Genomic DNA, 13139 nt, shown 5'->3' on the forward strand with positions numbered 1-13139 from the left:
CACGAGCGCGATGCTGGCAAGCCCGCGCTGCGGCGCCAGAACGCGCAGCGGCGGCATCTGTCGCGCACCGGCAACGCAGGGTAAGAGGCGCTGCCGAATGCACGGCGGCGCGGAGAGATCGGGCGCGCCACGGGGAAACAGGAATGCCCGGAAGCATGGGCTGTTCACGAAGAAGGCCATGGCCGAGCAAAAGCAAATTCAGGAATTGTTGAGTGAGACGCGGAGACTGCTCAGGGAGCTCAAGTGAGACTGGCCGATTGCTCCGAGCGGGCGGCCCTTTTCGTCCTGCATTGACCCTTGATGTCACCATTCAATGGACTGCGCGCCTCCGCGGAAGAGGCGATTATCGTTGCTATCCGGCTGCCTCGCAGGCGATGCTCTCCCAACGGGTTCACTCGGTCGCCCGAGCGACACACAGAGGGGAGACAACATGAACTTCGCTTCTGCCGCCGCATTGACACTTATCGGCTGCCTCGCCGGCTTCAATTCAGCAAACGCACAAGGAGCCGCTATGAAAACGACGCCGACGACCAAAATTCTCGCCATCGGGACAATCAATCCCGGTTTTGAACAATCGCAGGTGTTTGCTGTCCTACCGGAGGAAGTTCGGGAAACTGTCGACCTTTACCTCGATGGCAAGATCGAGCAGTGGTACTCGTTACAGGGAAAGCCGGGCGTGGCGTTCATCATCAACGTCACTGATCCGGCGGTCGCTCACGAAATGCTCGAAAAGCTGCCTTTGGGTAAGGCACATATGATGAGCTTCGAACTGATCCCCATTGGCCCGCTCAACCCGCTTCGCTTTTTGCAGGGCATGCAGCCGAAACCTTGAGATATGCAGGGCCTTACTCGGACGTCATCTCGCTACCGCCGACGACGCCAGGGCTCTGCATGCCATGCTCTAAAAGCAGATGAGCGAGACTTGCTCGGAGTCACTTGGCGGCAATGGTCTCCTTGAACAGTTCGACCTTGCCGCAGGCGTTGTCGGTCACCGCAAAGACCTCGAACAGATCGATCTGCGGCTTCATGCCGTAGCGCTGGATGATGCCCTCGAGCCACGGCCCGGAGTAGAACGCCTTGGCGTCCTCGATGCGCTCCCACTGGTACACGCCGCCCGCCCAGCCGCTCTCGGACCAGATGAAGTGCTTGCTGATCAGCCCTGTCACTTCGCGGAAGTTGGGTGCGATCTTGTGAAAGTGCTCGCGACACGCCGCGTAGTCGATCTGCGGCGGCAGTTTGTATCGTACAACGGCGGTAATCATGCGACCTCCTTGCAAGGATGCCCCGGAGCAACATTGATGACATTCCCGCAATCGAGCAAGTGAAGCGAAGGGTCGACATGGATCAAGGGCGCGAAACCCAACCGGTAGCTTGCCGCGAGTAGGTCAACACGATTGACGAGAGCCTTGATCGTCGCGCAGCTATCTCCTTCCAATTTTTTGCGTTAGTGTGAAACGCTTCATACCAGTGCAGCCGACGGGCTCGGATGATGCCCAAAGCAAGAGAGGCGAGCTAAGGCCCCACAAAGCGCCACCCGGTTCCGATGGGTTTTTTCCATTCACACGCGAGTTTGGGAGCAACACATGGAAAAGCGCGAAATTGACAACAGCTTGACGCAAGGTCTGTCCGAGGCAAAGCGAGGTGCCCTCTCTCGCCGCTCGGTGCTCACCTTGGTTTGCACCGTCGGCGCCGCGGCGCCGTTTGGGATGTTCGGAGCAGCTCGCGCGCTGACGGCATCCGGGACTGGATCGCTGTCTGATATTCCGGCCGAGCCCTTTATTTGCCGCGTCGCAGCGAGCAGCGAAGAGCTGCAGGGCCCGCCCCGCCAACTCAAGATCGCCTGGAACGCGAACGCGGCCTGCACAGTCGCTGCGCCAGTCGCCAAGGAACGGGGTATCTTCGCCAAGCACAACCTCGATGTCGATTTCGTCAATTTCGGGGGTTCGACCGACCAGTTGTTGGAGGCGATTGCAACCGGCAAGGCGGATGCTGGTCTAGGATTGGCCCTGCGCTGGCTCAAACCGCTGGAGCAAGGTTTCGACGTTCGGATCACCGCCGGGGTGCATGGCGGCTGCATCCGGCTCCTCGGCTCCAAGGCCGCGAACATTGACAGCCTGGAGTCCCTGCGCGGCAAGGCGATCGCGATCAGCGATCAAGCGAGCCCCGCGAAGAACTTCTTTTCGATCTACTTCGCCAAGAAGGGCATCGATCCGGCCCAAGAGGTAGAGTGGCGCCAGTACCCGGCCAATCTGCTCGCGCTTGCCGTCGATAAGGGCGAAGTGCAGGCGCTGGCCGAGATCGATCCGCTGCCCTATCTGTGGCTCAAGGACGGCAAGCTCAACGAGATCGCGACGAACTTGACGGGTGAATTCGTCGATCGAACCTGCTGCGTTCTCGCGATACGTGGCAGCCTCACCCGAAACGAAATGCCGGTGGCGGCCGCTCTCACACGATCGATACTGGAAGCGGCAGACCGAGTTGCCACCGATCCCGCCGATGCCGCAGCAATCTATTCGGGCTATGGCGGGAAAGGGTCCGTAGAGGATCTCGCCACGATGTATCGCAGCCATACTCACCACAATCATCCCGTCGGCGCGGTGCTCAAGAAGCAGCTTTTACAGTACACCGATGAACTCAAGGCAGTGAACGTCATCAAGCGAAGCACTGATCCGGCCAAGTTCGCCGAACGGATCTATCTTGACGTTCTAAGCTGAGCCGATTGGGAAGATTCGCAGTGAGCTCGGTCATCGACGAAGTGCCGAGGCCATCAGAGAAATCGGGTTTCGGCGTTTTTGAACGTTCAACCACTGGGCCGTTAATCGGCGGACTATCTGTGGCCGCCGCATGGTCTGTGGTTGCCGCGCTCACTGCGTTCTGGCCGGATAGACCCGAAAACGATTGGATCTACACGGACGGCCTCGCCATTGCTTGTGGAGCATTGGCCGTTGCCCTTGCCTTGGCGGCCGTTGCCGGCGTTCGTTTTTCTGCTTTTCAGCGTCTCAAGCGGCTTTTCCCCTGGCTGTTCGCGCTTGCGCTGTTTTTGGCTGCCTGGGAGGTCGTGACAGCAAAGCTCGGATTGCTTCCGTTGCCGTTTTTTCCGCCGCCGCAGGCCATCGTCGAAGTCGTCATCGACGACTGGGGGCGGCTGGTTGAAGGCATCTTCGCCTCGGCTCGTCTGCTCGCGACCGGTTATCTTATCGGTGCGGCGGTGGGGTTTGTGACCGGCGTGGCGATCGGCTGGTCGCGGCTCGTCGGCTATTGGATCCACCCAGTCTTGCGATTCATCGGGCCGCTGCCCGCGACGGCCTGGCTGCCGCTCGCATTTTTCGTTTTCCCGTCGAGCTTCAGCGCCAGCATTTTCCTGATTGCGCTCGCCACCGGATTCCCGGTCACCGTGCTCACCTGGTCGGGTGTCGCCGGCGTGAAGAGCGCCTATTACGATATCGCGCGGACATTGGGAGCGACTCAGCGTTTCCTCGTGCTCAAGGTCGCCATTCCGGCGGCAATGCCGCATGTCTTCGTTGGCCTGTTCATGGGCCTCGGCAACTCGTTTGCGGTTCTCGTCGTTGCCGAAATGCTGGGCGTGAAGGCGGGGCTCGGCTGGTATCTGCAATGGGCGCAGGGTTGGGCGGCTTACGCCAACATGTACGCCGCGCTGCTGCTCATGGCGTTCCTATGCTCCGGACTGATCACGTTGCTGTTCCGCTTGCGGGACCACCTGCTATCCTGGCAGAAAGGTCTGGTGCGGTGGTAGCGGCGATCGCAAGCGAAAACCCGGTCCGCGGATCCGCGCTGACGCTCCGCGAAGTAAGCCATCGCTTCGATCTCGAAGGGCAACCGCTGCCGGTATTGGACCGCATCAGCCTGCAGGTCGGCCGCGGCGAATTCGTCGCTCTCCTGGGACCGAGTGGGTGCGGAAAATCGACCCTGCTGCGGCTGGTTGCAGGGCTCGACACACCAACAGCCGGCTCCCTGCTAACGGAGGGAAAGGAGATCGAAGCGCCCGATCCGTCGCGCGTCGTCGTTTTTCAAGATCCCACGCTTTACCCATGGCGGACGGTTTGGAGCAACGTTGCTCTGGGCCTGGAGGCACGCGGGTTGCTGCGTTCCCATCGAGGACGTATTGAAGACGCCCTGCGCCTGGTCGGGCTCACGAGTTTCGCCAATGCCTACCCGCACCAGCTTTCCGGCGGCATGGCGCAACGCGCGGCTCTGGCGCGCGCGCTGGTCAACGACCCGAAGCTGCTCATTCTCGACGAGCCATTGGGCCAGCTCGACTCGCTGACGCGCATCGCGATGCAGGCGGAACTTGTATCACTTTGGCAGCGCTCAAGCTTCACGGCGCTGCTGGTCACGCACGATGTCGAGGAGGCGCTCTTGCTTGCCGGCCGCGTCGTCGTGCTGAGCGACCGACCAGCACGGATCAAGGCCGAGATCGTCAACAGCCAGCCCTATCCACGCCACCGGGGCGATCCACGCTTCGTTGAGCTTCGTCGCGAAGTGTTCGAGCATCTCGGCCTCGATGAGGCATGGTAACCGTCAAAGGAGCTCGCCGAGTCCAGAAATCGAGCGAGCGCACGGAGACTTCGATGACCTCCGAATTCAACGTCCACAACGCCGCGGGCTATGAGCAGCTCATGGGCCGCTGGAGTCGACGACTCGCGCGGCTATTCATCGACTTCACAGGGGTTGCCGACGGCGAAAGGATTCTCGACGTCGGCTGCGGCACCGGGAGCTTGACCTTCGCGCTCGCCAAAACCGCTGACCTCGCCGAAATCGCCGCAGTCGACTATTCGCCGGTCTTTGTCGAAGAGGTGATCCGGCGCAACACACACCCGCGAATAAACGTCCGGCAAGCGGATGCCTGCGCCCTGCCCTTCGAGGACGGCGCGTTCGACCGCGCTTTGGCGCTTCTCGTGCTCCACTTCGTTCCCGAAGCCGGCAAGGCAGTAGCCGAGATGCGCCGCGTCGTTCGGTCGGGCGGCGTGGTCGCGGCAGCGGTGTGGGATCATCTCGGCGGCATGCCCGGCATGCGCATGATGGTCGACACGGTGGCGGCACTCGGTGAAAGCGGGCGACAGCTGCGCAGTCGCTATTGCTTTCAACCGATGATGCAGCCGGGAGAACTGAGGCGGAATTTTGTCGAACAGGGTCTCGTGGACGTGGCGGAAATGGAGCTGATGATCCGCATGGACTACCAAAGCTTTGCCGACTATTGGGCGCCGATTGCCGCTGGCGAAGGGCCGCTCGGCAAATATGTGGCATCGCTCGACGCTACGGAGCGAGCGCGCACCGACGCCGCCGTGCGCGATGCCTACGAGGCTGGCCGGCCCGATGGCCCGAGGTCCTTTGCAAACGTCGCCTGGGCCTGCCGTGGCATCGTTCCCTAGCTCGACCCGCCTCAAGAAGTTCCGCACCGCGAATTCGCTAGAGCATGGTCCGGAAAATGTATGAAGCGGTTTTCCCTCGCGACAAACGCGGAACACGGCGTCACATCGTCGTTCATCCCTGTGAAGTACAGGCGACGATGATACGCGAAGGTCCAGCCGAACCGCCGCAGCTCAACGTCGCCGGGACGACGGAAGGCAGGTGGGCTCGTCCCTATGGCATGCTGTTTACGGCGCTGGTCTCGGCCGCGGTCATCGTCATCGCGATCTATCTTGTCGCCACATAATCCGAGCAGGCCACGTCACGCATCCGACGCCCTGCGTAGCCGGGGATTTTTGGTCGCGTACGCGGAGCGTCCATCTACTCCTCTTTTGTTGAGTGCCACGCCGCCCTCCCCGCCGGCAGAACGTCTCCATTGCCCGATCGTTGCTTCACAAAATGCGTGTCCTTCGTCGCCAATGAAACCTGCGCCGAAAACCATCCTGTTCCGCATCGCGGTGACGATGAGTTTTGCTCCGCTTTACCCACAGGACCTCCGACGCGTATCCCCTCCGTTCCGCTCACCGCGAAACTCTGCCTGAAATCCGCATGCCGGCCGTTGAAGATCGAAGAACAGGACGCGGAACTGGGATGAACAACGCCATGGTTCACATCGGCGACGTCAGGGCGACCTTTGTGACCGCCGTGAGCCATCACGCGTGTGGCCGTCTTGCTGAGGCGGGGGCGCTGTGCCGTGCCATCCTGGCGAAAGACCATCGCCATCGGGATGCCATGGTGCTGCTGGCGGTGGCGCTCTGCCTCGACGGCACGCCCGAAGCGCGCGCTGAGGCGATCGAGCTGCTGCAGCGCGCCTTGGCGATCCGCCAGAACGATGCGCAGGCACTTGAGATTCTCGGCGACGCCTTCACGGTCGACGGCCGCCGCGTCGATGCCATCGCGTGTTATCGGCGCGCCATCCGATTGGCGGCGGCTCGCGCCCAGCTCCATTCCAAGCTCGGTATTGCCCTCAACGACAGCGGTCAGCACGCCGAGGCGGTCGAGGCCATGCAGCAGGCCGTGACCCGCGATCCGAACTCGGCCGTGATTCACTTCAATCTGGGCGTGGTGCTCAAGGATGCCGGCCGGCCGGATGCCGCCGTGGATGCTTACCGGCGGGCGATCGAACTCCGTCCCGACGGAGCCGATGCCTACGTCAATCTCGGCCTTGCGCTCGAGGAGCTCGGTCGCCACAACGAGGCAATCGTGTGCTACCGCAAGGCGCTGGTCCTCGATCCCGCGAACGTTGAAGCTTCCATTAATCTCGGTGCTGCCCTCGAAGAGCTTGGCTGTCGTGATGAGGCGGTCGCGGCATGCCGCCAGGCGCTGGCGCTCGATCCCGCGCATGTTGACGCACATATCAATCTCGGCGTTGCCCTCCAGGGGCAGGACCAGCTCGACGCCGCGATCGCATGCTATCGGCAGGCCCTCGTGCTGGATCCAGAGAACGCGAAGGCATTGTCCAATCTCGGCGTCGCCCTCCAGCAACAAGGTCGCGGCGAGATTGCGCTCGACGTCGTTCAGCGAGCTGCGGCGCTGGCACCGAGCTCTGGCAAGATCCGGTTCAACCTGGCAATCAACCTGTTACGGCACGGCAAACTTGACCAAGGCTGGGACGAATACGAGTGGCGCTGGCGCGGCGGCGTTCGCAACCTCAGCGCGCCGAACCTGCCGCAACCGCTCTGGCAAGGCGAAGATCTTGCTAACCGCACCCTGCTTGTGCGCTCTGAGCAGGGGCTCGGTGACGTCCTGCAATTCGTCCGTTATCTTCCGCTGCTGGCGCGCGCCGGCGCCCGCGTGATCCTGCTTGCGCCCCGCGGGCTCGAGCGGCTGCTGCGCTCATCGCTCGCCGGAGTAACGGTGATCGGTGAAGACGCGCAACGGCCGCACTTCGACTTTCATATTCCGCTCATGAGCCTGGCGCGGCTATTCAGGACCGATCTCGACAACATTCCGGCCGAAATCCCCTATCTTGTCGCTGATCCGGCGGCAGTCGCGGCCTGGCAGCAGCACCTCGGTGCCGACGGCGACCTCCGTGTGGGGGTCGTCTGGTCCGGGAACCCCAAACACAGGGGTGATCGCCAGCGCTCGATCGCCGCGGCCGCTTTGCTACCCGAACTGCTTACTCCCGGAGTACGGCTCTATGGCCTGCAGAAAGATGTCCGGCCTGCGGATCATGCCGCATTGCTCGAACTGTCGCACGCCGTTACCGATCTGTCGCCGCATTTGAACGATCTCGCAGACACGGCGGCTGCCCTGTGCGCCCTTGATCTGCTGATTTCGGTCGATACGTCGGTCGTGCACCTTGCCGGCGCACTCGGACGCCCGGTATGGACCCTGCTGCCGTTCACCCCCGATTGGCGCTGGCTCCTCAAGCGTGAGGACAGTCCGTGGTACCCGACCGCGAGACTATATCGGCAGGAGCGGCGAAACGACTGGAGTGGCGTCTTCGAGCGGCTGCGCGCCGACCTGCGGCGGCGGGCTATGCATCAAGTGTCGGCGTTGCCGGTCTCCGGATTACCGTGGCACGAGGAGACCGGCGCGATGCAGCGGATGCAAGTTTCGGATGGGTACAACACCAACGACATCGGGGCGATCTGACGTCACCCTGTGGCTCGTTCTCATGTGACCTAGATCATAGTCCGTGTTCGCCGGGCAGACTATGCTGGTACGTGAGCATTAGCTCGCTTTGCCGCGCCCCACGGGCGGTTCCTCCCTAGACTTGGCCGATCGCTTCGAACAAGCGAAGCGATCGGCTCGTTCGTCGCGCGTGGACCCTCAATATGGCGGCTGCCAAAGCTTTGAGGCTCGCCTCCGACCCCGACGACGCAAGGGATCACCAACAAATCCTGACGTGATTGCTGCGCGGTTTGCGCGTCGGAGAAATGCGTGATGAAGGCCGTGAAAGCATCGTTTCGTGTTGCGGTCACGGTGCTGACCCTGAGCCTGTCGCTCGGTGTGCCATCATACGCGGGACAGGATGAGGCCAGCAGCCTCGAACAGCAAATCAATCTGGAATAACGGGGCTGTCTTTCCCGCAGTTGGCACCCTTCCCCCAATCGTGTAACGCCACCGAAAAGCTTTATCGGGATAGGACGCTCGTGACTGCGGTGACCACGGAGGAAACGGGAGTTGGCACCCGCGCTCTGATCCTTGCGCTGATCGCGCTCGCCTGCGGTCACATGCTCTCGACCTTGCTGCGCACCATCCCGGCGGTCAGCATCGATCTGATGGCGGCGGATTTCGGCATCAGGCCGCAGGCGCTGGCCAGCCTCACCTCGGTCTATCATTTCGCCTTTGCCGCAGCCCAAATTCCGGTCGGCGCGGCCATGGACCGCTTTGGCGTGCGGCCGGTGTCGCTCAGCCTGCTCGGCGGGACCGTGGTCGGCGCCACGGCTTCCGGCTTTGCGACCGGGCCGGAAAGTTTCGCGTTCGGTCAATTGCTGCTGGGCGTCGCCACCTCCGGCATGCTGATGTGCCCGATGACGTTGGCTGCCAAACAACTCTCGACGGCGCGGTTCGGCCTGTGGTCGGGCGCGATCCTCTCGATCGGCAATATCGGCATGCTGCTATCATCGAGCCCGCTCGCCTTCGTGGTCGATCATTATGGCTGGCGCGCCGGGTTCTGGATCGCTGGGCTCGCGGGCATCCTGGTGGCGCTCGCCGTGTTCGTGCTTGTGCCGAACCAGCCGGCCGAGCACAAGGACGATTCCTCAGCCCTGTCGCAGATGATCGAGGTGCTGCGGCTCGGTCTGTCGCGTCCCCTGCGCGGGCTGATCGCGCTCGCACTGGTGTCGCTTGCGACCTCGCTGGTGCTGCGGGGACTGTGGGGCGGGCCGTGGCTGATGGAGATCAAGGGCTTGTCGCGAGTCGAGGCCGGCAACCAGCTCGGCGCCTTCACGATCGCGATGATCGCGGGGCCGCTTTGCATCGGCATGATCGATCGCAGGCTCGGCCGCCGCCGCGAGCTGGTTGCCAGCGCGCACCTCGTCGCCGCATTTCTGCTCGCGCTGATGGCGCTCGGCGCACCGCGCTTTGCGGTCTCTCTGCTGCTCGGCGTTCCCGTCATGCCGCCGCAATACGACCTCGTGCTGTTCGTGCTCATTGGCCTTGCGACCTCCGCACAACCGCTACTGTTCGGCATGTCCCGGCAGCTCGTCGACGCGCAAGTTGCGGGCAAGGCACTCGCCGCGGTCAACCTCGCCTTCTTCCTCGGCGCAGCCCTGATGCAGTCGACCACCGGCGCAGTGGCGGCGCTCGCGGGGCTGCCGGCGGTGCTGCTGTTCATGGCCGCAGCGCTTGCGGCGGGAACGCTGATTTTTCTGGCTTATACATCGCCAAGCTCGCCATCGCCGCGCATGAATCGATGAGAGAGCGCGCCGGGGCTTTCGCCCTGGCTGCCGACGTTCGGGGCGGGTTGAGGAAAGCTTGCGCACAACTTTCGGCACATTCTCGGCGAGACGAATTGTCGCGGGCGTTCGAAATTCGCTGCTGCCTGTGAATTCGCTCACAATGGCCCCTGCGGCAGCGAGCTAAAGTCGTCGACGGAAGTCGGCTTGCGAAATTTTCTGCGCAGGAGATTTCCATCAGGAAGCTGTTTGGACCGGAGCTATCGCGGGTGCCTTCGACGTAACCGTCGCAGCGGCTGCGCCTGCCTCCGTCAGACAGAAATGTTGGCTGCGCGCTCCAAGTGATAGCGAAGCCAACCGTGTTTCGATCACAGTTGATTTGAAGACTGCCCGCTAGCGAGGCGGCGGCGACGATGCGCGGGCCGGCCGATTTTGGAATCCGGAGATTGCGCCCATGAGCACGACCTACAATGCAACACGGTTGGACAGAAGGCTCGCTTCCGCCCGGCGCGTCGTCAGATTCCTGGAAAGACATTGGGAGGCGTTTCAAGAGCGGCGCAAGCGCGCGCGGCTGAGCGCCGCCTTGTCGAATCTCGCCGACCGGGAGCTGATGGACATCGGCATTTCGCGTGGCGAGATCGACTACGTCGCCTCGAACCCGAATATCGACCCGCGCGGTGCCCGATCGATTCCGCCAGCAATGCTCTGATATCTGCCTCCGACGCTTGAATTCCATCCGGCCGGGGAAGAGCCATCCAGGATATCGAGCTTCGCGCGAAGCCCATCTTGAAATGGATGATGGGCATCGCTTCCACCTTCGCCTCTCAGGCTTCGGCGGACAAGCCGCTTGACCCATCCTGCGAGCTGTCGCTTGATCCGGCTGGTGCGATCGGCGTACCCTGCAAAGAAAAATGCGGGATGGAAGCATGGCGCGCATCATAACGGCCGAGACCGGACTCTACCGGATCCCCCTCCCCGTCACCCTTTCCGACAGCACGCATGGCGAGATCAGGGCGTTCGAGCTCATCACCTGCCGCGTGCGCGATGCCGGTGGCGCGGAAGGAACGGGCTACACCTACACCGTCGGCCGCAATGGCGGCGCGATCGCCGATATCTTGAAACGTGAAATCCCCGAACTGATCGAAGGCTTTGAGGCCGACGACACCGAGGCGATCTGGCACCACGTCTGGTGGGGCCTGCATTATGGCGGACGCGGCGGCGCCGCGGTGCTCGCGCTTTCCGCGCTCGACATCGCGCTGTGGGACCTGAAGGCACGCCGCGCGAACCTGCCGCTGTTCCGCCTGCTCGGCGGTTTCGATGCCCGCGTGCCCTGCTATGCCGGCGGCATCGACCTTGATCTCCCGGTTGAGGCGCTTCTCAAGCAGACCGAGGCCAATCTCGCCAAGGGTTTTTGCGCCATCAAGATGAAGGTCGGTCGGCCCGATCTCAAATCCGACGTCGCGCGCGTCGCGGCGATGCGAGCACATCTCGGCGACGGTTTTCCGCTGATGGCGGATGCCAACATGAAATGGAGCGTCGAGGAGGCAATCCGCGCTGCCCGCGCACTGCAACCGTTCGATCTCACCTGGCTCGAGGAGCCGATCATCCCCGACGACGTCGCAGGCCATGCTCGTATCATCAGCTCCGGCGGCGTGCCGATCGCGGCGGGGGAAAATCTGCGCTCGCTATGGGAGTTCAAGAATTACATCGCCGCGGGCGCGGTGTCCTATCCCGAGCCCGACGTCACCAATTGCGGCGGCGTCACCGCGTTCATGAAGATCGCGCGGCTCGCTGAGGCCTTCAACTTGCCCGTCACCAGCCACGGTGCGCACGACATCACAGTGCACCTGCTCGCGGCCTGCCCGAACCGCTCCTATCTCGAGGCGCACGGTTTCGGGCTCGACCGCTATATCGAGCATCCGTTGGTGCTCGACCGCGGCATGGCGCTGGCGCCAATGCGTCCCGGTCACGGCATCAACTTCGACTGGCAAGGGCTGGCACAGCTTTCGCCTTGAGCGAAGCGCTTTGTTGCACGCGAGCCATTCCGGCATGCCGGATGTACGAGCCGGAGATTCGGCTATGGTGGCGGTGCCGGCACCATCCGAAAGACACCTGCCTTGACACCTGACCTTCACCAGAAACTGACCGCGTGGCGCCAGCATCTGCATGCTAATCCCGAGCTGTCCTTGCAGGAGAAGGCGACGTCGGCCTTCGTGCAGGACAAGCTAGCCGAGCTCGGCATTCCCTTCGAGGCCGGCATCGGCGGCCACGGCATCGTCGCGACGCTGACGCGCGGATCCGCGCAAGGCCGCGTCGGCTTGCGCGCCGACATGGATGCGCTGCCGATCACCGAGGAAACGGGGCTTGCCTACGCCTCGCATCATCAAGGTGTCATGCATGCCTGCGGCCATGACGGCCACACAGCATCGCTGCTCGGCGCGGCCGCGCTGCTCGCAGCAGATCGGAGCTGGAGCGGCACGATCGATTTCATCTTCCAGCCGGCCGAGGAAGGTTTTGGTGGCTCGCGCGCGATGGTCGCGGACGGCCTGTTCGAGCGTTTTCCGATGACGCGGATTTTCGGCTTTCACAACTGGCCGGGGCTGGACGCCGGCACCATCGCGGTCCACGACGGCGTCGTCATGGCGTCCGGCGGGCGCGTCACGCTCACGATCGAGGGACACGCCGGTCACGCCGGCATGCCACATCTGACGCGCGATCCGGTCGTCGCCGCCGGCCACCTGATCGTGGCGCTGCAATCGATCGTGGCGCGCAATGTCGATCCACTCGACACCGCCGTGCTGTCGCTGTGCGCGATCGAGGGCGGCACGGCGGCGAACCAGATCGCCGGGCGCGTGGTGATCCGCGGCACGCTGCGCAATCATCGCGGCGCGGTACGCGATACCATCGTCGAAGCCATCGAGCGGACCTGCGCCGGCATTGCGACGAGCTTTGGCGTCAAGGTCACGCCCGACATCACCTTCGGCGTCGGCACGGTCGTCAACACGCCGGCGGAGGCGAGCCTTGCGCGCATCGCCGCGGAGAAGGTGCAGGCACCGCAGCGCCGCGACCTCGCCCCGAGCATGGCCGGCGAGGATTTCGCCTTCTATCTCCAGCATTGCCCCGGCGCCTTCGTCTGGATCGGCAACGGGCCCTTGCGCGACGGCGCCGAGCTTCACAGCCCGCGTTACGATTTCAACGACGCGATCCTGCCGGTGGCATCAAGCTGGATGGCCGAGGTCGCCAAGATAGCGCTATCCGCGAATTAGCCGTCGACGGCTGGCCACACCGCTAAAGCGTGATGGCATTAAGTTCGATAGCCTGAATTTTTGAGGTAGTTGGCGCATTCCTCGGGGGTGAAGGCATCGA

At 63.1% G+C, this 13139-nt stretch carries 14 protein-coding genes; 13 read left to right on the forward strand and 1 reads right to left on the reverse strand.

From position 1 onward, the window contains the following. The first annotated feature begins 10 nt into the window (after positions 1-10). Complete coding sequence (locus SO140_RS04960) at positions 11-247, forward strand: HGGxSTG domain-containing protein (RefSeq protein WP_498542379.1); 237 nt, start codon at positions 11-13, stop codon at positions 245-247. A gap of 183 nt (positions 248-430) precedes the next feature. Next, positions 431-832: a hypothetical protein gene (locus SO140_RS04965; RefSeq protein WP_449380223.1), complete on the forward strand. Its 402-nt coding sequence runs from the start codon at positions 431-433 to the stop codon at positions 830-832. Positions 833-932: 100 nt separating this feature from the next. Here the strand turns inward: SO140_RS04965 and SO140_RS04970 are convergent, their stop codons facing one another. After that, on the reverse strand, positions 933-1262 hold the full coding sequence (locus SO140_RS04970; RefSeq protein ID WP_449380222.1) for a hypothetical protein: 330 nt from the start codon (positions 1260-1262) through the stop codon (positions 933-935). 321 nt (positions 1263-1583) lie between these two features. On the opposite strand from SO140_RS04970, the gene SO140_RS04975 reads away from it, so the two are divergent. The 11 genes from SO140_RS04975 to SO140_RS05025 all read left to right on the forward strand — a co-directional run bounded on the left by SO140_RS04975 (position 1584) and on the right by SO140_RS05025 (position 13039). Then, positions 1584-2714 (forward strand): ABC transporter substrate-binding protein, encoded by a 1131-nt coding sequence (locus SO140_RS04975; protein ID WP_449380221.1) that lies wholly within the window; start codon positions 1584-1586, stop codon positions 2712-2714. A gap of 104 nt (positions 2715-2818) precedes the next feature. Further along, the gene (locus tag SO140_RS04980; RefSeq protein ID WP_498539570.1) at positions 2819-3754 is read left to right on the forward strand and encodes an ABC transporter permease; all 936 of its coding nucleotides are present in this window, start codon (positions 2819-2821) and stop codon (positions 3752-3754) included. Beyond that, positions 3748-4536, forward strand: coding sequence for an ABC transporter ATP-binding protein (locus SO140_RS04985; protein WP_449380220.1), 789 nt, complete (start codon positions 3748-3750; stop codon positions 4534-4536). Before SO140_RS04980 ends, SO140_RS04985 begins: the two co-directional genes overlap by 7 nt. 53 nt (positions 4537-4589) lie before the next feature. Further along, positions 4590-5390 (forward strand): class I SAM-dependent methyltransferase, encoded by an 801-nt coding sequence (locus tag SO140_RS04990; protein ID WP_449380219.1) that lies wholly within the window; start codon positions 4590-4592, stop codon positions 5388-5390. Between the two features lie 137 nt (positions 5391-5527). After that, positions 5528-5674 (forward strand): hypothetical protein, encoded by a 147-nt coding sequence (locus SO140_RS04995; RefSeq protein WP_449380218.1) that lies wholly within the window; start codon positions 5528-5530, stop codon positions 5672-5674. 389 nt (positions 5675-6063) lie between these two features. Then, positions 6064-8025 carry a tetratricopeptide repeat protein gene (locus SO140_RS05000; RefSeq protein ID WP_449380217.1) on the forward strand — a complete coding sequence of 654 codons (1962 nt, stop codon included), beginning with the start codon at positions 6064-6066 and terminating at the stop codon, positions 8023-8025. Positions 8026-8313: 288 nt separating this feature from the next. Beyond that, positions 8314-8445, forward strand: a complete 132-nt coding sequence (locus SO140_RS05005; RefSeq protein WP_449380216.1) for a hypothetical protein — start codon at positions 8314-8316, stop codon at positions 8443-8445. Positions 8446-8525: 80 nt separating this feature from the next. Further along, positions 8526-9794, forward strand: a complete 1269-nt coding sequence (locus SO140_RS05010; protein WP_498539475.1) for an MFS transporter — start codon at positions 8526-8528, stop codon at positions 9792-9794. 433 nt (positions 9795-10227) lie between these two features. Next, the gene (locus SO140_RS05015; protein WP_449380214.1) at positions 10228-10482 is read left to right on the forward strand and encodes a DUF1127 domain-containing protein; all 255 of its coding nucleotides are present in this window, start codon (positions 10228-10230) and stop codon (positions 10480-10482) included. A gap of 217 nt (positions 10483-10699) precedes the next feature. Then, positions 10700-11788, forward strand: coding sequence for a mandelate racemase/muconate lactonizing enzyme family protein (locus SO140_RS05020; RefSeq protein ID WP_449380213.1), 1089 nt, complete (start codon positions 10700-10702; stop codon positions 11786-11788). 102 nt (positions 11789-11890) lie between these two features. Then, positions 11891-13039, forward strand: a complete 1149-nt coding sequence (locus SO140_RS05025; protein ID WP_449380212.1) for an amidohydrolase — start codon at positions 11891-11893, stop codon at positions 13037-13039. Positions 13040-13139 lie beyond the last annotated feature (100 nt).

The organism is Bradyrhizobium sp. UFLA05-108, from assembly GCF_059803455.1.